Origin of the sequence: Tenacibaculum salmonis (assembly GCF_041053065.1) — a bacterium.
GTDB classification, from domain to species: Bacteria; Bacteroidota; Bacteroidia; order Flavobacteriales; family Flavobacteriaceae; genus Polaribacter; species Polaribacter pacificus_A.
In genome coordinates this window covers 2613637-2637500 of sequence record NZ_JBFCVV010000001.1, presented here as the reverse complement: position 1 = coordinate 2637500, position 23864 = coordinate 2613637, and the positions used below count along the sequence as shown (strand labels likewise).

Sequence of the window (23864 nt, the reverse complement as noted above, 5' to 3'; positions counted from 1 at the left end):
ACCTATACTAGACTATCACTATCTTTGGTTTGTCTTTCCAGACAATTCTAGTTCTCTTAGATTCTAATCTCGCAGCCCTACAACCCCAACACTGCCGTAACAGTATTGGTTTGGGCTAATCCGCGTTCGCTCGCCACTACTAACGGAATCACTATTGTTTTCTCTTCCTCCGGTTACTTAGATGTTTCAGTTCACCGGGTTTGCCCCCTTGCGGGTGATATGTCTTCAACATACCGGGTTGCCCCATTCGGAAATCTACGGATTATAAGGTATGTGCCCCTCCCCGTAGCTTATCGCAGCTTATCGCGTCCTTCATCGCCTCTGAAAGCCTAGGCATCCGCCATACGCCCTTATTTAGCTTATTGTACTTTTTGCTCTAAACATAAATGTTTAGAACGAGCTCTTTATAATTATTTATTTTTATAAAAATATTGTTGTTAACCCGAAGATTAACTTCTCTATCTTGATTTCTTTACGATATCATTTTACCAATATGTCAATGAACTTTTTCAGATTTAAATCTGATTGTGGAGAATATCAGAGTCGAACTGATGACCTCTTGCGTGCAAGGCAAGCGCTCTAGCCAACTGAGCTAATCCCCCATTATAAATCCTAGAATACTATTCAGAATTTGAATGTCGAATCCTCTAGTTTCTAGAATTTCCTTTCTAACAACTTGCTTTTTGTAGTCTCAGGCAGACTCGAACTGCCGACCTCTACATTATCAGTGTAGCGCTCTAACCAGCTGAGCTATGAGACTATAATAGCTTGTTATTAGTGTTTTTTAAAATTAACAGCAAAGAGTAAAATTTCCCTTTTGTAACTCACCATCTTTCTCTAGAAAGGAGGTGTTCCAGCCGCACCTTCCGGTACGGCTACCTTGTTACGACTTAGCCCTAGTTACCAGTTTTACCCTAGGTCGCTCCTTGCGGTAACGAACTTCAGGCACCCCCAGCTTCCATGGCTTGACGGGCGGTGTGTACAAGGCCCGGGAACGTATTCACCGGATCATGGCTGATATCCGATTACTAGCGATTCCAGCTTCACGGAGTCGAGTTGCAGACTCCGATCCGAACTGTGATATGGTTTATAGATTCGCTCCTGGTCGCCCAGTGGCTGCTCATTGTCCATACCATTGTAGCACGTGTGTAGCCCAGGACGTAAGGGCCGTGATGATTTGACGTCATCCCCACCTTCCTCACGGTTTGCACCGGCAGTCTCTCTAGAGTCCTCAGCATGACCTGTTAGCAACTAAAAATAGGGGTTGCGCTCGTTATAGGACTTAACCTGACACCTCACGGCACGAGCTGACGACAACCATGCAGCACCTTGTGATCTGTCCGAAGAAAACTCTATCTCTAAAGCTGTCAGACCACATTTAAGCCCTGGTAAGGTTCCTCGCGTATCATCGAATTAAACCACATGCTCCACCGCTTGTGCGGGCCCCCGTCAATTCCTTTGAGTTTCAGTCTTGCGACCGTACTCCCCAGGTGGGATACTTATCACTTTCGCTTAGTCACTGAACCGAAGTCCAACAACTAGTATCCATCGTTTACGGCGTGGACTACCAGGGTATCTAATCCTGTTCGCTCCCCACGCTTTCGTCCCTCAGCGTCAGTATATACGTAGTAGACTGCCTTCGCAATCGGTATTCTAAGTAATATCTATGCATTTCACCGCTACACTACTTATTCTATCTACTTCCATATAACTCAAGTCAATCAGTATCAAAGGCAGTTCCATCGTTGAGCGATGGGATTTCACCTCTGACTTAATTGACCGCCTGCGGACCCTTTAAACCCAATGATTCCGGATAACGCTCGGACCCTCCGTATTACCGCGGCTGCTGGCACGGAGTTAGCCGGTCCTTATTCTTACAGTACCGTCAAGGCGCTACACGTAGCACGGTTTCTTCCTGTATAAAAGCAGTTTACAACCCATAGGGCAGTCATCCTGCACGCGGCATGGCTGGTTCAGAGTTGCCTCCATTGACCAATATTCCTCACTGCTGCCTCCCGTAGGAGTCTGGTCCGTGTCTCAGTACCAGTGTGGGGGATAATCCTCTCAGACCCCCTACCTATCGTCGCCATGGTAAGCCGTTACCTTACCATCTAGCTAATAGGACGCATAGTCATCTTGTACCCATAAATGTTTAATAGTGTTTCGATGCCAAATCACTACATTATGGAGTGTTAATCTTCATTTCTAAAGGCTATCCTCCTGTACAAGGCAGATTCTATACGCGTTACGCACCCGTTCGCCGGTCGTCAGCATAGCAAGCTACCTGTTACCCCTCGACTTGCATGTGTTAAGCCTGCCGCTAGCGTTCATCCTGAGCCAGGATCAAACTCTTCATTGTATATTTTAAATAATATTAATGAATAAGTTTCAAAAGAATTTGTTCTAATTTAATAGAACGTGGTTATTCTACTCTTATTTACGCTGTCAATTTCAATATTTTCAATGAACCTAGTTCTCTTTAAAAAAACCAGAGACAAGAATAATCTTATCATTTTTTTGTAGAAACGTTAGAATCGAACTAACTGACATATTATTGTCATTTCCAAATTTCTTTAATCGTTGCGCTTTCTGAAAGCGGTTGCAAATATACATCCTTTTATTTGTTACAAACAAGCTAAACTTAACTTATTTTTTACATTTTATTAATGTGATACTTACCGATGTTTTAATGAACTGTTGTTAACTTTTAAACTTGCGTTTTTCCGTTAGCGGTTGCAAATCTACGCCCTTTTGTTGGAACAGCAAGCATCTTTTTTTGTTTATTTTGAAAGTATTTTATTAAGTATTGATTTCCAAATAATTAAACAATTCACTTTTTAAGTATTTTTAATTATTTGAATTTAAAACAGCTGGTTTATTCGGTTTACAGCTGGTTTATTTTTTTTAAAATCCTTATTTTCCATAGTTCTTTGTATTATGTGATGCTGAAATAAATTCAACATGACGGGAATCTTGTTTTAAAAAAACTCTAAATAATCAATAAAATAAGAAATTATAATAGTTTTGTACAAATGCCTAGCCCCGATTGAAGCATTTGTTTGAGCTCTTTTTTGGTTTTCTTTTCGAAAAAACAAAAAAAGCGAGTGCGGAAAGCGGGAAATTGCTTCTGATAATTAATTTTTCAATAATTAACTAAAAAAAATCCTTATCAATTTATTGATAAGGATTTTTTAAAAAAGTTTACTATGGTAATAATATATTATAATACTCTTACGTCAACAGCATTTAATCCTTTTTTTCCTTCTTGTAATTCGAATTCAACCTGGTCATTCTCACGAATTTCGTCGATTAATCCTGAAACATGTACAAAATGTTCTTTGTTTGATCCTTCTTCTGTAATAAATCCAAATCCTTTTGACTCATTGAAGAATTTTACGGTACCTCTATTCATAATAAAAAATTATATGTTATTTACTTTAGTGTAAACAACGTTTATTTAGACACAAATGTAACTCCATTTTTTTCAAATTCATTATAAACAGTTATTTTTTTTAATTAAGAAAATGTTACTAATTTGTTATCAGCTTTACAACTATTTTAAATAAAAAAACATGTAAAAACCTTAAAAAACGATTAATTTAAAGTTTGCGGTTTCAGTAAAAACTAGAACCCTGTTAACAAACTAGTTAATTTTACAGATTACCGTATAAAAAAAGGTGAAATACTATGTTTTTTAAATAAAAAAAAATTAAATTAGCAGAAATTTAACATTTAAATTAATTGAAATTACAGTATTTATATTAATAAGACTATCATTCGTTGGTTTAAATGTTAAATTTCTGCTTAAAACTAAATACTTTGCATAAAAGTACTATTTACTAATTAAAACACCTTTTTTTCCCTTTTTAACCTTTTAATAAAATTAAAAAATATCATGAATTTAAAAAATTACTTATCAACTTTTACCTTAATCCTATTTGCTTTGACTGCTATCGGTCAAACAAAAATAAATGGATGCGGAACAAAATTGTCTGAAAAAGATGAAGCAAGATTTAGGCAGTCAATGGCTAAAATGAAGGCTCAAAAACAATTTGGCAAGAAAACTGCCTTAATAAATTATAAAATCCCTGTAGTATTCCATATATTAAATAATGGAGGTTCTGTAACAAGAAATCAAATGCAGTGTAGAATTAACGACGTAATGGAAGTTGTTAATAAAGATTTCCGTGGTGAATTCCCAGGATACAATACAACAGATCCAAGATTTGATGCTGTAAAAAGTAAAATGGATAATGTTGAATTTATTTTAGCTAAAGAAGATCCTGATGGTAACTTAATGGAGACTCCTGGTATGAATTGGCAAGCAGATAGTGATCAAGTTGCTGATGGATATGATTCTAAAATTACTGATGACCAATGGTGGTGGGGTAAAAATGGAAAATACTATTTACAAGTATTTATCGTATCACACTCTAATGGTTTAGATGAAGGAGAATATCAGTCTGGTCATGCTTTTTTACCAGTACAATCTGCATTTCCTAGAGTTGTATACAATTGGAGATATGTAGGTAGAGCAGATGCTTGTCCTGATAATCCTTCTGGTAGTAATAATGGTTTTGAAAAAGTAATGTCACATGAATTTGGTCATTATTTTGGTTTAAAACATACTTTTAATGGTAGTGATAAAGATGCAGGAACTTGGACTGTAGAAAATGATGGTATTGACGATACTCCTCCAACCTTAGGTTCAGAAGGATGTACAAGAGATGTATTAAATGCTGCAAATGTATATCCAAACTTAGAGAATCATATGGATTATAACACTTCTTGTCAAAACATGTTTACTGTAGATCAAGTTGCAGTAATGAATATGTGGTTAGAAGATACAGATACAGCTCCATACCCTAGAAGCTCGCTTTGGCAACCAAGTAACTTAATAGCAACAGGTATAACTCCTCGTACTCCTACAGCTATATTTAAGAGTAATGAAACAGCTATTTGTAGTACTAAAAGTGTTATTTTTAAAGATATATCTACTGGTTTAACAGATTCTAGAATATGGACTTTTGAAGGAGGTACACCTGCTACATCTACAGATATAAATCCTACAGTTACTTACGCTAACCCAGGAAAATATAAAGTAACTCTACAAGTAACAAATACATCAGGAACAAATACAACTGAAGCATTAGATTATATTGATGTTGATCAATATACTACAACTGATACTTCTGAAGATTTTTCTGGAACTTTCCCTGCTAAAGGGTGGTCTATTACAAATCCTGATGGAAAATTAGCTTGGGAAAAACGTAATGATGTAGGTAATGGAGACTCTTCATGTATTATAATGAATAACGCAGATAATGCTGTTACAGGTGAAGAAGATTATTTAAGATTACCTTTTTATGATTTCTCTAGTGCTACAAAAGCTCAAATGTATTTTGATGTAGCTTATGTTAAATTTGATGCAGATAGCCCTGATATGCTAAAAGTAGAAGTATCTACAGATTGTGGTACAACTTGGAATGAAGTATACTCTAAAACTCACTTAGAATTAGAAACTACTATATCTGCATTATCTCCAAACGACTGGATTCCTAATGAAGAATCACACTGGAGGAAAGAAATTATAGATTTAAGTGCTTATGATGGAAATTCTAATTTAACTTTTAGATTTAAAAATATCTCTGGATACGGAACTCGTGTTTGGGTTGATAATGTTACCATATCTTTAGTTAATAACACTGCTCCTGAAACTCAATTTTACACAAAAACAAGAAGTTCTTTATGTACAAGTGAACAAGTAGAATTTTTTGACACATCAAATGCAACTCCAACTTCTTGGTCTTGGGAATTTCCAGGAGGAACACCTGCTACTTCTACAGATCAAAATCCTGTTGTTGATTATAATGGACCTGGTTCATATGATGTAACTTTAACAGCTACAAATGAATATGGAAGTACTACTGTTAGTAAAACAGCTTTTGTAGTTTTAAAAACCCCAAAATCAGAATCATTTACAGAAGATTTCTCAGGAACTTTCCCTCCTACAGATTGGACAATTATTAATTTTGATGATGGTTTAGAGTTTGAGCAGGCTAATGCAGGAAATGGAGATAGTTTTTGTATGATTATGAATAATGCAGATAACTCTACCGTAGGTGAATTAGATGAAATAATGTTACCATCATTAGATTTATCAGTAGGTGCTACAGACTTTTATTTTGATGTAGCTTATACTAAATATGATGATGCTAGTCCTGATAAATTAAAAGTTTTAGTTTCAAAAGATTGTGGTACAACTTGGGCTACTTTATACGAAAAAACACATACTGTATTAGAAACTGTAGAAGTTTTAGATGATCCTTTAACAGTAGATAATAATGAAGCTAATGACTGGATACCTACTTTACCTGAACACTGGAGAAAAGAAAGAGTTATACTTGCTGATTACCAAGGAGAATCTAACGTATTAGTTAAATTTGTAAATGAATCTGGTTATGGTACTCGTATTTGGATTGATAATGTATCTATCACAACAGATAGTCAAGAAAAACCTACTTCAAATTTTGAAAAACAAGATACTAGTGCTTGTTTAGGAAGTACAATTCAATTTACAGACACATCTACAGGAATACCTACATCTTGGAACTGGAGTTTTGAAGGAGGAACACCTGCTGTTTCAACAGATCAAAACCCAACAGTTACTTACAATCAAGCTGGTATTTATGAAGTTACATTAACTGCTAGTAATACATTTGGTACAGGAACTACTACTACAAAAACAGGATTTGTTACTGTAAAAGGAAATAATTCTTTACCATATATTGAAGATTTTGAAGGTGCATTCCCTATTGCTGATTGGGAAATTATAAACCCTGATAATGATGAAATTCTTTGGGAAAAAAGAAGTGATGCTGGTAATGGAGACTCTTCTTGTTTAGTGATAAACAATGCAGATAACCCTACTGATAAAATAGATGAATTAATATTAAAACCATTTGATTTTTCAGTAACAGGAGATAAAAAAATGGAATTTGATGTATCATATACTAAATTTACAAATTCATATGTACCTGATGCTGATGCTCCTGATAATTTAATTGTTTTAGTTTCTACAAACTGTGGAGCTACTTGGACAGATGTTTACAATAAAATGCATACTGAATTAGAAACAGTTGCTGTTCGTGATTTAGAAGAAACTCCTGATGATAATGAAGCTAATGATTTTATTCCTTCTCAAGCATCAGATTGGAGAAAAGAAACTATAGATTTAACTGCATATGATGGTCAAGATAATGTTTTAATTAAATTTAAAAACATCTCAGGATATGGAACTAGAATATGGATTGATAATTTAGCTATAACTTCAACTCCTGATGCAGAAAGCATTACTTGGACAGGAAACACTAGTAATGAATGGAATACAGCTAGTAACTGGAACACTAATACAGTACCAACAGCTACAAGTATTATTACAGTTCCTGCTGGTTTAACAAATTATCCTACTGCTAGTTCTGCAGTAACGTTTAGTTCGCTAACTATTAATTCAGGTGCTTCTTTTATTCCTCAAAGTAGTGTAACAGGTGCTGTTACTTATAAAAGAAATATTCCTGATACAAACTGGCACTTAATTTCAATTCCAGTTTCTGGAGGAACTTATGAAAATGTAATTGCAAATAATACTTTTGCTACCGGTTCTAATAGTAATATAGGTATTGGAGAATATTCAAATGTTACTGGAGCTCCTTGGTTATATGCACAAACAAGTAAAACTGGTTTAATAGCTTCGGGACTTGGATTATCTGTTAAATTAGCTAATTCTGAAAAAATTTCTATCACAGGAACAGCAAATACAACAAATATTAACTACCCTATTACAACAGGAGATAGAACTAATTTCAATTTAGTTGGTAACCCATTCACTGCTTATGTAAATGCAGCTACTTTTGTAAATGCAAATACAGCATTACTTTCTGAAGAAACTATCTGGGCGTGGAATGGAACAGAATATGTAACATATAATGCTGTAAATTCTTTAGAAATTGCACCAGGACAAGCATTTTTTGTTGATGCTATTTCTAATTCAGATGTTACTTTTGCTACATCAAATCAAAGTCATCAATCAGATACTTTTATGAAATCTGCTCCTAAAACATCTTTAGAGTTATTTGTAGAAAATGAGAATTATAAAAAATCAACAAAAGTTTTCTATATTACAGATAAATCTACTGGTTTTGATAATGGATATGACTCTAAAATGTTTACAGATAGCAAAGCTAATTTAGAAGTCTTTACAGAATTAATTACAGATAATAAAGGTAATAAATTAGCAATACAATCATTACCAAATACTGACTTAGAAACAATGGTTGTTCCTGTTGGAGTAACTGCTGAAGCTGGTCAACAAATTACATTCTCTGTAAATACTCAAAATTTCCCTTCGGATATTAAAGTATACTTAGAAGACAGAGTTTCTAATACATTTACTAATATTTCTGAAAATAGCCATAAGGTTGTTTTAGAAAGTGCGGCTAAAAGTGCTGGGCAGTTTTATATTCATACGACTTCTCAAAACTTAAACGATGCTCCAGCTCAACAAGATTTACAAAATGTAAGTATTTATAAATCTGAAAATAATAGCATAACAATTACTGGTTTACAAACTGACAATACATCATTAAATGTATTTTCAATGTTAGGTAAAAAAGTATTTACAACACAATTTAAATCAAATGGAGTTAAGGTAATTAAACTACCTAAAACATCAGAAGGAATTTATATTATTCAATTAAATTCTAATTTAGGTAAAATTACTAAGAAGATTATTTTAAACTAAAACACCATGAAAAAACAAACTAAAAATAATAGTGAAGACATCTCTAGAAAAGATGCTTTAAAAAAAATAGGGAATTACGGAAAGTATGCTACTTTAACAGCATTAGGTACTTATTTAATCCTTAATCCTCAAAAGGCACAAGCTCAAAGTCCAGCACCTGAAGCTCCAGGTACGCTATTTTAATTAACAACTATTGTAAAAACAAAAAACTCTCAACTTAAATGTTGAGAGTTTTTTAATTTAAAAAATTATATTTTTTTTGATTAATTAAAATCAGTATTCATTTTTAAGTAATCTAAAAATTCACGTTTTGTATTTTTCTCTTTAAATTTACCACCAAATTCAGCAGTAACTGTTGAGCTTTCAATATCTTTTATTCCTCTTGAATTTACACATAAATGCTTTGCATCAATAACACAAGCTACATCTTCAGTTCCTAAAGCTTCTTGCATTGCTTGTACTATTTGCATCGTTAAACGCTCTTGTACTTGTGGTCTTTTAGAAAAATATTCGACAAGACGATTCATTTTAGACAAACCAATAACTCTTCCTCCTGAAATATAAGCTACATGTGCACGTCCTATAATAGGCAATAAATGATGCTCGCAAGTAGAATACACAACGATATTCTTTTCGACCAACATTTCGCCATAATTATAATTATTTTCGAAAGTTGACGCTTTTGGCATATTTGCAGGATTCAATCCCATAAAAATTTCGTTAACAAATGATTTAGCAACACGTTTTGGTGTTCCTTGCATACTATCATCTGTTAAATCCATACCTAACGTTTCAAGAATATCTTTAACGCTTTCTTGAATTTTAGCTATTTTTTCTTCATCAGATAAATCAAAAGCATCATCTCTTAAAGGATTTTTTGCCGAGGTACCTACATGATTATCACCTATATCATCTATTCTTTCTTCATTTATTTTATTGCTGTTCACTTCAGACATTTCTTTCTTTTATTAGGGCGCAAATTTACAACATTGTAATTAATTTACTGTATTATTTTTTTCAATTCATCTAAAGAACAAGTAGTTTGCTCTCCATTTATCATATTTTTTAAGACAAACACCTCGTTCTCAACATCAGTAACAACAAACTCTATGCCTCTACTACCAACATATTTCCATTGTTTCTTTTCTTGTTTATTACTCACGGCAACATCAGGATATAATTCTGATTTTATATTATTTTCTCTTAAATTTTTAATCGCTTTTATTTTTGATAAATTCTCAGCTTCATTAAAATTTAAAAATAATACTCTTGGTTTTGGCAATTCAACTGCTTCAAACAAGTTTAATTCTTCCATAACTAAGTAAATTCTATCTAATCCGAAAGAGATTCCAACTCCTGAAACATCTTTTAATCCGAAGATTCCAGTTAAATCGTCGTAACGACCTCCACCACCGATAGAACCCATTTTCACTTCTTTTGGTGCAGAAACTTCATAAATTGCACCTGTATAATAATTTAATCCACGTGCTAAAGTTACATCTAACTCTAAACTTGCTGATGATAAACCGATTTCTTCAATCATATCAACAACAGTACGTAATTCTTCTACACCTGCTAAACCTTCTTCTGAAGCAGCTAACATATTACTTAAAGAAGTTAAATTATCTTGATTTGTTCCTGAAAAACTAAATAACGGCGCTACTTTTTCAATTGCATCTTCAGAAATTCCTTTTTCAAGCATTTCTTTTACAACGCCTTCTTTTCCTATTTTATCTAACTTATCTAAAGCTACTGTAAAATCGATTAATTTATCTTTTGCACCAATAACTTCAGCAATTCCAGATAATATTTTACGATTATTAATTTTGATAGTCGCACCGTTTAAACCTAACTTACTAAAAACAGTATCATATAATTGAATAAACTCAACTTCTTGTAATAAAGATTTACTTCCTACAACATCGGCATCACATTGATAAAATTCTCTGAAACGACCTTTTTGCGGACGGTCAGCTCTCCAAACAGGTTGAATTTGATATCTTTTAAAAGGAAACGTAATATCATTTTGATGTTGTACAACGTAACGTGCAAACGGCACTGTTAAATCGTAACGTAAAGCTTTTTCTGATATTTGAGCAGTTACCTTTTGGCTATTTTTTTCTGATAATAAAGTTTCATCAGCTTTTTTTAAATAATCTCCAGAATTTAAAATTTTAAAGATTAATCTATCTCCTTCTTCACCATATTTACCCATTAAGGTTGATGAATTTTCAAAACTTGGCGTTTCAATAGGTTGAAATCCGAAGTTTTCGAATGAGTGTTTTATAGTATTAAATATATAATTTCTTTTAGCAACTTCTGTTGATGAAAAATCTCTTGTTCCTTTTGGAATTGATGGTTTCATAATTAATGATAAAATATAATTGATTATTTATGAGTTTTACTTTTAGTTGAATTTCATTTTTGATAAAAAACACCAAAACCCACTTAGCAGGCAAATATCTGAATTTATAGCTACATTACGAAGTTTTATTAATACGTTTTAATCTGTAAATAGAAGCATTCAATTCAAAACCTAATAATAAAATAATAGCATTTATCCAGACAAATAACATCAGAATTAATAAAGCTCCTATAGAACCGTATAACTGATTATATGTTGAAAATTTTACTACATAAATTCCGAAAGCATAAAATGAAAGAAGCGATAAAACAGTTGTTAATATTGCACCTGGCGAAAAGAATTTTATTTCCTTTCCTTGAGTTGTACCAAAACGAAATAAAAGTGAAACAATCGTAAAAATCATAATTAAAAAGAACAAACCTCTCCCCCAATAAAATAAATCTAAATCATCAGGATGAAACCAGCCTTTCTGGTCTATTCTAGCTAAAGCAACTTGATATAAAATTATTAATACAACCGTTATAATCAAGAAAAATGACATCAATAATGAAACTCCTAATGAAATAAAATATGCTTTAAAAACACTTCTTATTTCTTTTACATGATATGAATATTCAAATCCGCCAAAAATAGCATTCACACCGTTTGTCATCAAAAAAATAGATGCCAAAAAACCAAAAGATAACAAACCTCCATATTGATTATTAATAATATCTTTTAGCACCATATCTACGGCATCAAAAGTTTTAGGCGGTAACATTTCTTGAATTAATCCAAATAGATTTTCTTGAAATCCTTCAATAGGAATATACGGAATAAGCGATAATATAAAAAGCATAAACGGAAAAACAGCCATAAAAAAACTAAATGCAATTCCTCCTGCTCTTGTTGTTAATGCACCTTTTACAATACCGATTACATACATTTCAAACAAATCGTACAAAGACATTCCTTGTAATCCTGGAATTTTAATTTCCTTAAAAAAAAGAACCAATAAATTAATTATAGGTATTTTTTTTAATTTATTTTCTATTGATTTTGTCATTAGTATAGCTACTTTTTTTTAACAAAGATACAATCGTTTTAAAAGCTAAAATCACAAAGTAATTAATAAATTTAAAGATAATAATAAGTATCTTAAAAAAAGAAAAATGTTGTATTTATAAATATAAACACAACATTTTTATAAAAAAATATATTCAAAAACTGAATTATTTTAAACCTCTTGCCTTTAGCATTGGTGTAGCTTCAGGATTTCTTCCTGCAAAATCTTGATACATTTTTGCATAATCCATCGTATTTCCTTTTGATAAAACTTGCTCACGAAATTTCTGTCCGTTTTCACGTGTTAATAACCCGTTGTCTTTGAACCAAGCATACGCATCATGACTTAACATTTCTGTCCATAAATATGAATAATATCCAGCACCGTAACCACCACTAAAAATATGCGCAAAATAAGTAGAACGATATCTTGGTGGCACCTCAGCAATTTTTAATTTCATTTGCTTTAAGGCTTCTTCTTCAAACTTAGCTACATCTTCAATTTTAGTATCAACAGAAACTGTATGCCATTTCATATCTAAACTAGATGAAGCTAAATTTTCAATCATAGAATATCCTTGATTAAAAGTTCCTGCATCTTTAATTTTTTTCAATAATTCAGCAGGAATTACTTTTCCTGTTTTATAATGCACTGCATAATTATTTAAAACCTCAGGATGTGTAGACCAGTTTTCATTAAATTGAGAAGGAAATTCTACAAAATCTCTAGAGGTACTTGTACCTGAAATAGAAGCATATTTTTGATTTCCGAATAATCCGTGTAATGCGTGTCCAAATTCATGAAACATTGTTTCAACCTCATCAAAACTAATTAAAGCAGGTTCTCCTTTGGCAGGTTTTGGTGAATTACATACATTATAAATTACAGGTTTTTGATTACGTAACTTAGATTGTTTTACAAAAGCACTCATCCAAGCACCGCCACGCTTACTATCTCTGGCAAAGAAATCACCATAAAATAAACCTAACTTACTTCCATCTTCTTCAAAAACTTCGTAAACAACTACATCCTCATGATAAACTGGTAAATCTGTACGTTTTTTAAAAGTGATTCCATATAATTTAGTAGCCGCATAAAATACACCTTTCTCTAAAACGTTGGTTAATTCAAAATATGGTTTTACCTCATCTTCGTTTAAATCGTATTTTGATTTACGTACTTTTTCTGCATAATGATTCCAATCATAAGCTGTTAAAGTTTCATCTTTAACTTCTTTGTTCATTTCAGCTTGAATCTCTTTTGTTTCTGAAGCTACTTTTTTTAATGATTCAGGAATTAAACCTTCAAACATTTTAAAAACCTCATCAGATGTTCCTGCCATAGTGCCTTGTAAACTCCAGTTTGCATAATTATCAAAACCTAAAATCTGAGCTTTTTTAGCTCTTAAAGAAACCATTTTTTGTACTAATTCACTTGTATCATATATTCCTGCATCTGACCTGTGAATAGATTTTTCATATAATTCTTTACGAATTTCTCTATTCTCTAAAGATTGTAAAGAAGGTTGTTGTGTAGTATTTATTAATTGAATTTCATATGTACCATCTTTTTCTAAGGATTTTATTTTATCATCAGAAAATCCTTTTAGTTTTGTCGCATCAGTAACAACAACTCCACCTTTTTTACTTGCATCTAATAGCTTTTTACCAAAATCATTAGATAATGTAGCTATTTCAGAATTTATATCTTTTAAAGCTTCTTTTTTATCTTCGGATAAATTAGCACCTGCTTTTACAAAATTCTTATAATACTCTTTTACTAAATGATTACTTTCAGCATCTAAGTTAGCAGTTTCTAAACCGTCATATACTTTCTTAATTTTAGCAAACAATTTTGTATTTAATAAAATCTCATCGTTGTGTTTAGAAAACTTTGGAGCTAATTCTTTCTGAATACTTTTAATAGTATCATTTGTATTCGCTTCTGTTAATGCATAAAAAACAGCCGTAACGTTGTCTAATGTTTTACTACTTTCTTCTAAAGATAGAATAGTGTTTTTAAAAGTAGGCGTTTCATTAGTATTTATTATTGCCTGAATTGCTTGATTTTGCAATTTCATACCTTCTAAAATAGCGGGCATAAAATGCTCATTTTTAATTTTCGAAAAATCTGGCGTACCATAATCTAACCTACTCTTAATCATTAAAGGATTATTTGCCATAAGCGTTGTATTTTCTATCTTAATTTCTTTTTTAGTATTTTTAGTTTCGTTTGTAGTACAAGATATTGCTAATGCTAATGTTGTTGCTACAATTATATGTTTTTTCATGTTACTAAAAATTAAATTAATCTACTGCTTTTAAACTTAAATCTAAATTATAAACTGAATGTGTTAAAGCTCCTGATGAAATATAATCTACACCACATTCTGCATACTTACGAATTGTTTCATCTGTAATTCCTCCTGATGATTCTGTTAAACAAGTATCCCCTATTAAAGACACAGCCTTACGAGTATCTTCATAATTAAAATTATCTATTAAAATTCTGTAAACACCTTCGTTTGATAAAATCTCTTTGATTTCTTCTAAACTACGTGCTTCTACTATAATTTTAATGTCCAGTTTTTTATCTTCTAAATACTTTTTAGTTTTTGTAATTGCTTGTGTAATTCCGCCAGCAAAATCGATATGATTATCTTTAATCATTACCATATCGTATAAAGCAAATCTGTGATTTTCTCCTCCACCAATTTTAACTGCCCATTTTTCAATGGCTCTAATACCTGGAGTAGTTTTACGAGTATCTAATACTTTTGTTTTTGTTCCTTCTAATAAGTTAGCAAAGAACTTCGTTTTTGTAGCTATTGCACTCATACGTTGCATTGCGTTTAAAACCACTCGTTCAGCCATTAATATAGATTGAGATTTACCTGTTACATAAAAAGCAATATCACCATATTTTACCTCATCACCATCATTAATTAAAGTTTCTACTTGTAAATTAGCATCTACATAATTAAAAACCATTTTAGCAAATTCAATTCCAGCAATAATTCCTTCATCTTTTACTAATAATTTAGCTTTACCTGTAGCATCCGAAGGAATACATGATAATGAAGTATGGTCTCCATCTCCAATATCTTCTCTAATAGCATTTGTAATTATTAGGTCTAGTTCTTTATTAAATTGTTCTTTTGATATCATGATTTACATTTATTCTGATGTAAAAATAGTGTTTTCATCAATAATTAAATACTACAAGATTAAAAATCATCTCCAAAATAAAATATTGTTAAAGCAACTAATCTTTTAGCCTTTAAAATATTATTATTCATAGCATTACGATAAGCTATATCCATTAAAAACTGAACCATTTTATTATTTGGATGTTTTTTTCTTAATTTATAAATATAATATGGAACTCGTAAATCTTCTTTTAAAAAAGTAGTTTCTGTGTATTCTTGTAATAATTCTAAATGTTGAAATCCAAATTCAAGAGTTGGTTCTATTTGAGTCCCTTCTCCAAAATCATTCCAAGTAGCAATTTGAATAAAGTCTATAGGATGTTTTAATGATTCATCAAAAGACTCTCTAAAAGTTTCTAACCCATTATCTGTTAACGTCCAACTATCTTCTAAAGGAGATTTCCAACCACCCTCAACATAAAAGTCATTAAATCGAGGATACGAAATACCTCCTACAATATTTTGGCTATAATCAATTACATTATTATAATATCCTGATAATGTTTGAAGATGTTCTTTATCAATCCAAGCATATTCACCAGAAGAATTACCTTCTCCTAATATATTACTAGCTCCCCATAATGTTAATGCATTTACATTATTTTCTAGAGAATTAAGTATTAAATTCCAATCATAAGAATCATTTATATAACTAGGTCCAAAAACCATTAACAAAGGTGCTCTATTTATATGAATATAATTATTATTAAACATATATTTTTGCTCAATATATTTAATATCCTCTTGAGCTTGATTAAGTTGTACATCAGTTAATCTTCTTGATTGCTCTCTAATTACTCTATCTTCATACATTATCGCAAAACTTAAAGTAGTTTTTTCTAACTCACCTATAAAGCTTTCTGTATTTTGTTTTATACTTTCAAAATCTAACACATCTCTTTTACCATACCAATCAAAAATAACACCATCTACACCTGATAATTTGATTAATAATAAATGATATTGTTGTAAGTCTTTATCATTTGTAGAATACGGACCTATTAACGGATAATAATGTGAGGCTATTTCTCTTTTACCATTTGAATCAATTAGATTAGGATTTTTATTTGTCATTGTCCAATGTTGTCCCCAAACACCATCTGTTTCTTCAGATTCAAACCAAGGCATATAATGTACATAAATTCCTTTGCCTGTTTGTTGTTCAATTACCTGAGTATTAAAAAACTTATTTTGTACCTTATTTTTTTCCTGTGCTACAATATCTTCTAAATCATAATTTTCAGCTCCATTTATCCAACTATCATATAATTTTTCTACTTCTTCCAATTCTGTTAATTCTTTAACATGTATTTCTTCAATATTGTTTTCAGAACAAGAAATAATTGTAATTATCACAAAAAAACACAGTACATTTTTCATCTTTTTCATAGTCAAATATTTAGTTAGCAATACTTTAATTCTTATAAATATATTTAAAAATTACCAAAAATTCTTATGTTATTTAATATATTTTTGTGATTTAAAATATTTTACAATGAAAATAAAACTGCTTACCATAGGTAAAACTGATAATAAAAACCTTATTAACTTAATAGAAGAATATCAAAATAGATTAAAACATTATATAAAATTTGATTTAGAAATTATCCCTGATATTAAAAATGTAAAAAACCTTAGTGAAGCTCAACAAAAGGAAAAAGAAGGAGAACTTATTTTAGCCAAATTACAACCTACCGACCAATTAGTTTTATTAGATGATAAAGGAAAAGACTTTACATCTATTGAGTTTTCTAAGTATTTACAAAAAAAAATGAATTCAGGTATTAAACAATTAGTATTAGTTATTGGAGGTCCTTATGGTTTTTCTGATGCCGTTTACAAGAAAGCTAATGGAAAAATATCCTTATCAAAAATGACTTTTTCTCACCAAATGATACGCCTATTTATTGTTGAACAAATTTATAGAGGATTTACTATTTTACGTAATGAACCTTATCATCATGAGTAAATTGTAATATTATATTTATCAACACTTTAGTCTCTTTTTCTCCTAGGGTGAAGAACACTTATTAATTATATATATTTTAACATTCTTCAAATGTTTTTACAATTTTAAAATTGTATTTTTGTTGCCCCCAAAAAACAAGAATTCAACACAATAAACATTTCATTATGAATACCTTAAAATTTATATTAACAACTGTTTTTTTAACATTTATTATACAGCAAGCACCTGCTCAAAACGAAATTAAAACTTTAAAAAAACAAATAAAGATTCAAAAAAATAAAATTAGTGCTAACGAAGAAGTTTTAATGAGCGGTATTAAAGCTTTAAAACGTGTAAAAGCAAATTTAGACAACTTTAAAGAAAGTAAAAAAGCTACTAAAGAATCAATTACAAGAAAAGAAAAAATTGTTGATAATATACAATTAAAACTAACAAAACTTAATTCTCAAATTGAAAACCAAAAAAGAGAGTTAGTTTCAATTGAAAGAAAATTAGCAAGAAAAAAGAGTAAAGAAGATAATAAAATTGAAAAAAAGGTTAAAAAAACTACAATTACTAAATCTATTCAAAATACAGATAATACATTAAGTGAATTAGCTTTACGTAAACAAGAATTAGAAAACGCACATAGAAAACTAGAAGAAATACGTAAAGCTAAAGAAATTGCTTATTTAAAAGAACAAGAGCTATTACATTTAGAAGCTGAAAAATTAAAACAAATAGAAAACGAAATTAAAGCTGAAGAAAAATCTATAGTTAAAGAAAAAAGTACTTTAATTAGCGATTATGAAGATGATATCAGTATTAATCAAGAAATTTTAAGTAGCGGTAAAGAAGGTTTAGCAAGAATGAAAACCAAATTAGAAAACGCAAAATTAGACACTACAACATCTAAAGAAAGTATTAATCGTAAAGAAGCTATCATTATTAAAATTGAAGAACGTTTAAATAAGATACAAGCAGAAATAGATGCAAAACAACTAGAATTAAATAAATTAAAAGGATAAATTTCTTTTATTATTCTTGTCAAAAAATGAAATATAGAAGTATCTATATTTCATTTTTTTTTGATATTATAAAAGAAATACACACACAAATTTCCTTTATTAACAATACATACAGGATTTTATCCTTTTGATAAAAAGGAAAATAGTAATTACAAAGATGATAAAAAATGATACATTTGTTATCATAAAAATTTTGATAAATGAAACTTGTTTTTGCCACAAATAACTTAAATAAATTAGCAGAAGTTCAAAAAATGCTTCCAAATAGTATTGAATTACTTTCTTTAAAAGATATTAATTGTTTTGATGATATTGAAGAAACAGCCACTACTTTAGAAGGAAATGCTAAAATAAAAGCAAATCATATTACCGAAAAATTTCAATTGAATTGTTTTGCTGATGATACAGGGCTAGAAGTTGAAAGCTTAAATAACCAACCAGGTGTTTACTCGGCTCGTTATTCGGGAGAACCTAGTAATTCTGAAAACAACATGAAAAAATTGTTAACAGAATTAAATGGAAATGAAAACAGAAAAGCTCAATTTAGAACTTCTATTTGCTTAAATTTAAACGGAAAACAATTTTTATTTAACGGTATTTGCAAAGGTGATATTTTAACCGAAAAACAAGGAGAAAAAGGCTTCGGATACGATCCTATTTTTCAACCTGAAGGATATAATAAATCGTTTGCACAAATGACATCCGAAGAAAAAAACATTATTAGTCACCGTGGATTAGCAATACAAAAATTAGTTGAATTTTTAAAATCAATCGACTAATTGAGTACTTCAAAAAAATACACTAATCACTTTATTTTTCTATTTGTTTTACTCGTTATTTTTTTCTTTACAAACATAAGTTTAGGTTCGGTATCAATTCCTTTTGAAGATATTTTTAAATCATTAACAGGTGGTCTTGCCTCTAAAGATAGTTGGCAAACAATTATTTTAAATTTTCGATTACCAAAAGCAATAACCGCAATTATGGTAGGCTCTGGTTTGGCTATTTGCGGACTATTAATGCAAACTTTGTTTCGAAACCCGCTAGCAGGTCCTTTTGTATTAGGTGTTTCTTCTGGTGCAAGTTTGGGCGTAGCTTTACTTATTTTAGGCTCTGGTTTGTTTGGCGGAGCTTTAGTTACCATAACCATGTCTAACTGGGCAATGGCTATAGCCGCTAGTATCGGTTCTTTTTTTGTTTTATCCGCAGTAATTATAGCCGCTAATAAAGTAAGAAACACAATGTCTATTTTAGTTATCGGTTTAATGTTTGGTTCGTTAACCTCAGCAATAATTAGTGTATTATCTTATTTTAGTGATGCAAATAAAATTCAACAATATTTATTTTGGAGTTTTGGAAGTTTAGGAAATTTATCGTGGCAAGAAATTGCCGTTTTTGGAAGTATTTATTGTATCGGAATTATTAGTACTTTTAGTGTTATAAAACCTTTGAATAGTTTTTTATTAGGTGAGAATTATGCAAAAAGCTTAGGAATAAACATCAAAAAAAGTCGAAATATTATTTTGCTGATTACAAGTTTGTTAACAGGTGTAATTACAGCTTTTTCAGGACCTATCGCCTTTATAGGTATTGCGATACCTCATATTGCTAAAATGATTTTTACAACCTCTAATCATAAAATATTATTACCAGCCTGTGCTATTATTGGCGCTATCGCTTTATTAATTTGCGATGCTATTGCACAATTACCTACTAGCGATTTTACCTTACCAATTAATGCGATAACCTCTTTATTTGGTGCGCCTGTTGTAATTTGGTTATTAGTCCGAAAAAAGAAAATATACGTGTAAATTTGGAAAACTCTAAAAAAAATACCATTCTTAAAATTGAAAACCTTTCTATAGGATATCAATCAAAAAAGCAACAAAATGTTATTGCTTCGGATATTAATTTATCTATTCAAAAAGGAAAATTTGTTGCACTTTTAGGAAAAAATGGAATTGGTAAATCAACTTTATTACGTACACTTTCTAAAGTACAAGAGCCGTTAAGCGGAACTATTGAAATTAATCAAAAAAATAGTACAGAATATTCGTATCAAGAATTAGCAACTACATTAAGTTTGGTATTAACCGAACGCTTACCTCAAAGCCAATTAACAGTTTTTGAATTAATCGCCTTAGGACGACAACCTTATACAAATTGGATTGATAAATTATCAGAAAAAGACATTGAAAAAATTCTTTGGGCAATTGAACAAACAGCTATCGAGCATTTAAAAGATAAACGTTTTTACGAATTAAGCGATGGGCAATTACAACGTGTACTTATTGCTCGGGCATTGGCTCAGGATACTGAAATTATTATTTTAGACGAACCAACTGCGCATTTAGATATTCATCATACTTTTAAAGTGTTTTCTTTATTAAAACAGTTAGTTAAAAAAACGGGTAAAACAATTATTATTTCTACACACGAAGTAAATCTGGCTATTCAACTTGCCGATGAATTTATTTTATTATCTGAAAATCAACTTTATAACGGAACAGCTAAAGAGCTAATTCATCAAAATGCTTTTGAAACTTTATTTCCAAAAGAACTTATTGTTTTTAATAAAACTCTAGAACAATTCATCATCAAAAAAAATTAAATTTGAAGTTTAGTAAGTATTTCTTATTTTTGGATACCAATTAAACACTAAAAACCCTTTATTTATTGATGAAAAAGATACTTTATGTAGCTAGTGCAATCGCATTTATAGCTTGTGGAACGACGAAAGAGACTGTAAATATTGATGCCGAAAAAAATGTAGATTATGCTGAAAAATTTGCAAAAACGATTACAGCTAAAGATTTAGGAAAACATTTATTCATATATGCTTCAGATGAATTTGAAGGTAGAGATACTGGTGAACCTGGTCAGAAAAAAGCAGTTAATTATTTAAAAGATTTTTATATTACTCAAGGTATTCAATCGCCTTTAGGTGGTTCGGAATATTTTCAAAAAGTACCTAGTACTTATTTAAGTAATAACCGTAGAGATTTAACTTTAAAAGATTCTGAAAATGTACTTGCATTTATTAAAGGTTCTGAAAAACCTGATGAAATCATAGTTATTTCTGCACATTTAGATCATGAAGGAATTAAAGATGGTGAAATTTATAACGGTGCCGATGATGATGGTTCTGGTACAGTAGCAATATTAGAAATTGCAGAAGCCTTTAAAAAAGCGGTTGATGCGGGGAAACGTCCTAAACGCTCTATATTATTTTTACATGTAACAGGAGAAGAAAAAGGTTTATTAGGTTCGAAATATTATACTGAAAATCCTATTTTTCCTTTAAAAAATACAGTTACCAATTTAAATATTGATATGATTGGTAGAGTTGATGAATTTCATGAAAAGACTCCTAATTATGTGTATTTAATTGGAGCAGATAAATTAAGTACAGAGTTACATAATATATCTGAAGCGATGAATAAAAAATACACAAATATTGCTTTAGATTATAAATATAATGATGAAAATGATCCGAATCGTTTTTACTATCGTTCAGATCATTATAACTTTGCTAAACATAATATTCCTGTGATTTTCTATTTTAACGGAACGCATGAAGATTATCATAAGCCAACCGATACCGCAGATAAAATTAACTATGAACTGTTAGAAAACAGAACTCGTTTAGTTTTTCATACTGCTTGGGAAGTTGCAAATCGTGAAGACCGTATAACAGTAGATAAAATAGCTACTAAATAATAATATTTTTTTATAAAAAAACTCACCAAATAGGTGAGTTTTTTTAGTTTAAAGTCTTTACTTTTTAAAGAAAGAACTTATTTTTTTTAACAGCCCAAAATCTTCGGTATTTTCTGTTTTAGAAGATATTCCTTCAACTTTTTTAACATATTTTTCTTGATGACTTTCTTTATAAGAATGTGCTTTTAAAATATCTGCTACTTGACTTTTATATTTAGCACCTTTTTCTTTATCTACTTGATAAATATAATTTGCATATCCATCTATTTCAGCTAAAACATTCAGTCCGCCGTTCCAAGTTTTTCCTGCGATACCTTCTTTTTCAATTTGATATAACAATGCTCTAAAACGTTTTAATGATTTTTTATTGATATTTAATTTTTCATTCACCACAATACCAGTTACTTCTTGTCGTTGATTTCGCTTCATTATTTTAAGCTTATCAGGATGCAAATTAAAATTTTCTTCGGATATGATTTTTTTAGAATATTTTAATATCGCCGTAATGTGTTTAAATTGTGCTTGATTTCCTGAAAAAGTAGTATCATCAACATATCTAGAATAATCAAAACCATATTTTTTAGCTAAACCATCTAATCGATAATCCATTTTACGACACAAAATATTGGTTATCGCAGGGCTACAAGGCGAACCTTGTGGTAAAAAACGTTCTCCTCTTTTTTGTGAAAAATAATTTTCACCTAATAACGAAATATCTAAAATTTTAGCTTCTGAACACAACAATGCAAAAACAACTGCTAATTGTTCTGAATAGCCTAAAGATTTAAAAACGCCTTTTATTCTTTTATAAGTAACTGACGGAAAAAAGTTTTTCAAATCTTGATTAATAACAACCGCTTTATTTAAATGAGGCATTGCATTACTAATAATTGATTTTTCTCTGACACAACCATGAGCTTTATTATGAACAATTACTTTATTCAAAATATTTTCTAGAATAAAGTGTTGCGCTATTTTCAAACGAGGCATTGGCGCAGAAATTAAACGGTATCCACCTGATTTTTTAGCAACTTTAAAACGTTTGTAGTGTTCAATTTGTGAGTTTTTTCTTGAAAAAGCTAAAAACCGAAGTTCATTTACAGTAATTTTCATAGCCTCTGCCAAATCTTTTACCGAATGATAAATTGGTAAACCAGCTTCTTTCAGTCTTACCTCATCTATTTGAGTGTCATTTAACTGATGAGAATAACCAGTACCTAAATAAGTAATATCTTCTTTTTTAGTCTGATGCCATTTTTCAGCCTTTTCCTTACGGATTTGCTCTCTTTTAAGCTTAGTTTCTTTTTGTTTTTCTTTTGATAACTTCTTTCGCTCTTTGTGTTTATTAGCGATAAAAGCATCTGTATCTTTTATTAATCTTTCCTTTTTTAAAAGTTTTGATAAATCACCAGATAAGGCATTTTCTTCTTTTAAAAAGGCGTTTACTTTTTCAAAATCTACGTTATCATCACCCCAAAAACCTAATCGTTTCATTTCTGAAAGAATAAATTCATGTTTTGATGATTCTTTAATTTTATCGTAAATCTCTTGTTTTCTCGTAGCTGAATTATCCATAAAACAAAAAAGGTAGCAATAAGATGTATATTTTTTTCCTTCGTACAATTCTAAAGACTGAATTGAACAACTCCAGTGAAATAGGTACTATAGTGCTATTTCACTTCGAAGAAGTATAACAGGAAATGGCATTATAGTACCTATTTCACAAGTTAAGTTCGAGTCAGTGACGCGT

At 30.4% G+C, this 23864-nt stretch carries 16 protein-coding genes, 2 tRNA genes and 2 rRNA genes (1 of these 20 running past the window's edge); 8 read left to right on the top strand and 12 right to left on the bottom strand.

Annotated elements, in window-relative coordinates:
• The 5 genes from AB0T67_RS11640 to AB0T67_RS11620 all read right to left on the bottom strand — a co-directional run.
• Window positions 1-365: ribosomal RNA gene (locus AB0T67_RS11640) — 23S ribosomal RNA — on the bottom strand; it reaches 2510 nt to the left of the window's first position.
• A 163-nt stretch (window positions 366-528) separates the two neighbouring features.
• A tRNA-Ala gene (locus tag AB0T67_RS11635) sits at window positions 529-602 on the bottom strand.
• Window positions 603-686: 84 nt separating this feature from the next.
• A tRNA-Ile gene (locus AB0T67_RS11630) sits at window positions 687-760 on the bottom strand.
• Window positions 761-841: 81 nt separating this feature from the next.
• A 16S ribosomal RNA gene (locus AB0T67_RS11625) occupies window positions 842-2359 on the bottom strand.
• Together the 16S and 23S rRNA genes with 2 tRNA genes alongside form the textbook arrangement of a ribosomal RNA operon.
• A gap of 861 nt (window positions 2360-3220) precedes the next feature.
• Entirely contained in the window at window positions 3221-3412 is a 192-nt protein-coding gene (locus tag AB0T67_RS11620; protein WP_271230411.1) for a cold-shock protein, read from the bottom strand.
• A gap of 483 nt (window positions 3413-3895) precedes the next feature.
• Between AB0T67_RS11620 and AB0T67_RS11615 the strand changes: the two genes are divergently transcribed.
• Entirely contained in the window at window positions 3896-8800 is a 4905-nt protein-coding gene (locus tag AB0T67_RS11615) for a PKD domain-containing protein (RefSeq protein ID WP_369220421.1), read from the top strand.
• A gap of 6 nt (window positions 8801-8806) precedes the next feature.
• Window positions 8807-8983 carry a hypothetical protein gene (locus AB0T67_RS11610; protein ID WP_369220420.1) on the top strand — a complete coding sequence of 59 codons (177 nt, stop codon included), beginning with the start codon at window positions 8807-8809 and terminating at the stop codon, window positions 8981-8983.
• 80 nt (window positions 8984-9063) lie between these two features.
• Here AB0T67_RS11610 and folE read toward each other — a convergent pair whose 3' ends face one another.
• The 6 genes from folE to AB0T67_RS11580 all read right to left on the bottom strand — a co-directional run bounded on the left by folE (window position 9064) and on the right by AB0T67_RS11580 (window position 16798).
• Window positions 9064-9756: a GTP cyclohydrolase I FolE gene (gene folE, locus AB0T67_RS11605; protein WP_271230414.1), complete on the bottom strand. Its 693-nt coding sequence runs from the start codon at window positions 9754-9756 to the stop codon at window positions 9064-9066.
• A 44-nt stretch (window positions 9757-9800) separates the two neighbouring features.
• A complete protein-coding gene (gene hisS, locus AB0T67_RS11600) occupies window positions 9801-11165 on the bottom strand; it encodes a histidine--tRNA ligase (protein WP_369220419.1) in 1365 nt (454 codons plus the stop codon).
• A gap of 115 nt (window positions 11166-11280) precedes the next feature.
• Window positions 11281-12210, bottom strand: a complete 930-nt coding sequence (locus AB0T67_RS11595; protein WP_369220418.1) for a YihY/virulence factor BrkB family protein — start codon at window positions 12208-12210, stop codon at window positions 11281-11283.
• 166 nt (window positions 12211-12376) lie between these two features.
• Complete coding sequence (locus tag AB0T67_RS11590; protein ID WP_369220417.1) at window positions 12377-14500, bottom strand: M3 family metallopeptidase; 2124 nt, start codon at window positions 14498-14500, stop codon at window positions 12377-12379.
• Window positions 14501-14516: 16 nt separating this feature from the next.
• A complete protein-coding gene (gene nadC, locus AB0T67_RS11585) occupies window positions 14517-15377 on the bottom strand; it encodes a carboxylating nicotinate-nucleotide diphosphorylase (RefSeq protein ID WP_369220416.1) in 861 nt (286 codons plus the stop codon).
• A gap of 59 nt (window positions 15378-15436) precedes the next feature.
• Window positions 15437-16798, bottom strand: coding sequence for a glycoside hydrolase family 71/99-like protein (locus AB0T67_RS11580; protein ID WP_369220415.1), 1362 nt, complete (start codon window positions 16796-16798; stop codon window positions 15437-15439).
• Window positions 16799-16913: 115 nt separating this feature from the next.
• Here AB0T67_RS11580 and rlmH point away from each other — a divergent pair, with 115 nt between their 5' ends.
• The 6 genes from rlmH (at window position 16914) to AB0T67_RS11550 (ending at window position 22114) form a co-directional block, all read left to right on the top strand.
• On the top strand, window positions 16914-17387 hold the full coding sequence (rlmH, locus tag AB0T67_RS11575; protein WP_369220414.1) for a 23S rRNA (pseudouridine(1915)-N(3))-methyltransferase RlmH: 474 nt from the start codon (window positions 16914-16916) through the stop codon (window positions 17385-17387).
• A gap of 164 nt (window positions 17388-17551) precedes the next feature.
• Window positions 17552-18394: a coiled-coil domain-containing protein gene (locus AB0T67_RS11570; RefSeq protein ID WP_369220413.1), complete on the top strand. Its 843-nt coding sequence runs from the start codon at window positions 17552-17554 to the stop codon at window positions 18392-18394.
• A 200-nt stretch (window positions 18395-18594) separates the two neighbouring features.
• Window positions 18595-19173, top strand: coding sequence for a non-canonical purine NTP diphosphatase (locus AB0T67_RS11565; protein WP_369220412.1), 579 nt, complete (start codon window positions 18595-18597; stop codon window positions 19171-19173).
• Window positions 19174-20205, top strand: coding sequence for a FecCD family ABC transporter permease (locus AB0T67_RS11560; RefSeq protein ID WP_369220411.1), 1032 nt, complete (start codon window positions 19174-19176; stop codon window positions 20203-20205).
• 2 nt (window positions 20206-20207) lie between these two features.
• Entirely contained in the window at window positions 20208-21005 is a 798-nt protein-coding gene (locus tag AB0T67_RS11555) for an ABC transporter ATP-binding protein (RefSeq protein WP_369220410.1), read from the top strand.
• 68 nt (window positions 21006-21073) lie between these two features.
• Window positions 21074-22114 carry a M28 family metallopeptidase gene (locus tag AB0T67_RS11550; protein WP_369220409.1) on the top strand — a complete coding sequence of 347 codons (1041 nt, stop codon included), beginning with the start codon at window positions 21074-21076 and terminating at the stop codon, window positions 22112-22114.
• 57 nt (window positions 22115-22171) lie between these two features.
• On the opposite strand, the gene AB0T67_RS11545 is transcribed toward AB0T67_RS11550, so the two are convergent.
• Window positions 22172-23689 carry a reverse transcriptase family protein gene (locus AB0T67_RS11545; RefSeq protein ID WP_369220408.1) on the bottom strand — a complete coding sequence of 506 codons (1518 nt, stop codon included), beginning with the start codon at window positions 23687-23689 and terminating at the stop codon, window positions 22172-22174.
• Window positions 23690-23864 lie beyond the last annotated feature (175 nt).

Bases quoted from the DNA above. Each gene is read 5' to 3' on its own strand.
- AB0T67_RS11570 (WP_369220413.1), top strand. From the start codon at position 17,552: ATGAATACCTTAAAATTTATATTAACAACTGTTTTTTTAACATTTATT.
- AB0T67_RS11590 (WP_369220417.1), bottom strand. From the start codon at position 14,500: ATGAAAAAACATATAATTGTAGCAACAACATTAGCATTAGCAATATCT.
- AB0T67_RS11565 (WP_369220412.1), top strand. From the start codon at position 18,595: ATGAAACTTGTTTTTGCCACAAATAACTTAAATAAATTAGCAGAAGTT.
- nadC (WP_369220416.1), bottom strand. From the start codon at position 15,377: ATGATATCAAAAGAACAATTTAATAAAGAACTAGACCTAATAATTACA.
- AB0T67_RS11610 (WP_369220420.1), top strand. From the start codon at position 8,807: ATGAAAAAACAAACTAAAAATAATAGTGAAGACATCTCTAGAAAAGAT.
- hisS (WP_369220419.1), bottom strand. From the start codon at position 11,165: ATGAAACCATCAATTCCAAAAGGAACAAGAGATTTTTCATCAACAGAA.
- folE (WP_271230414.1), bottom strand. From the start codon at position 9,756: ATGTCTGAAGTGAACAGCAATAAAATAAATGAAGAAAGAATAGATGAT.
- AB0T67_RS11550 (WP_369220409.1), top strand. From the start codon at position 21,074: ATGAAAAAGATACTTTATGTAGCTAGTGCAATCGCATTTATAGCTTGT.
- AB0T67_RS11545 (WP_369220408.1), bottom strand. From the start codon at position 23,689: ATGGATAATTCAGCTACGAGAAAACAAGAGATTTACGATAAAATTAAA.
- AB0T67_RS11580 (WP_369220415.1), bottom strand. From the start codon at position 16,798: ATGAAAAATGTACTGTGTTTTTTTGTGATAATTACAATTATTTCTTGT.
- AB0T67_RS11595 (WP_369220418.1), bottom strand. From the start codon at position 12,210: ATGACAAAATCAATAGAAAATAAATTAAAAAAAATACCTATAATTAAT.
- AB0T67_RS11615 (WP_369220421.1), top strand. From the start codon at position 3,896: ATGAATTTAAAAAATTACTTATCAACTTTTACCTTAATCCTATTTGCT.
- rlmH (WP_369220414.1), top strand. From the start codon at position 16,914: ATGAAAATAAAACTGCTTACCATAGGTAAAACTGATAATAAAAACCTT.
- AB0T67_RS11620 (WP_271230411.1), bottom strand. From the start codon at position 3,412: ATGAATAGAGGTACCGTAAAATTCTTCAATGAGTCAAAAGGATTTGGA.